Here is a 536-nt window from a genome sequence, read left to right as displayed (position 1 = left end):
CCTCTATGCGCGCGACCCGGAGACCGTCGCCGCGATCGACCGTGGCGAAAATCCGCGCTATCTGCCGGGCATCGCGCTCCAGGCCGGCATCGTGGCAACGAGCGACATCGAGGCCGCGCTCGACGGCGCCGACTGCGTTCTGGCGGTGGCGCCGGCGCAGTCGCTGCGCGCCATGCTGGCCACCGCGAAAACCCATATGCCGACAGGCGCCCCGCTGGTTCTCTGCGCCAAGGGCATCGAGCGCGACACCGGCGCGCTGCTGTCGGCCATCGCTAGAGAGATCCTGCCTGAAAATCCGGTCGCCGCCCTGTCCGGCCCAAGCTTCGCCACCGACGTCGCCAGGGGCCTGCCGACGGCCGTGGTGGTCGCCGCCCGCGACGAGTATCTGGCGGCCGAGCTTGCCGCCCGCTTCTCGGCGCAGAACCTGCGCTGCTATTCGAGCGACGATCTCATCGGCGTCGAGATCGGCGGCGCGCTGAAGAACGTCTTCGCCATTGCCGCGGGTGCCGTCACCGGCGCCGCGCTCGGCGCCAGCG

1 pseudogene is annotated in these 536 nt (G+C 71.3%); it reads left to right on the top strand.

Annotated elements, in window-relative coordinates:
• Positions 1 to 536 (top strand): annotated as a pseudogene (locus EOA86_RS37735) (glycerol-3-phosphate dehydrogenase); the annotation flags it as partial.

The sequence above is a fragment of the Mesorhizobium sp. M5C.F.Ca.IN.020.32.2.1 genome (genome assembly GCF_004023105.1).
Taxonomy (GTDB): domain Bacteria; phylum Pseudomonadota; class Alphaproteobacteria; order Rhizobiales; family Rhizobiaceae; genus Mesorhizobium; species Mesorhizobium wenxiniae.
Note: the sequence above shows the minus strand (reverse complement) of the source record. Positions and strands in the feature narration are given on the sequence as shown.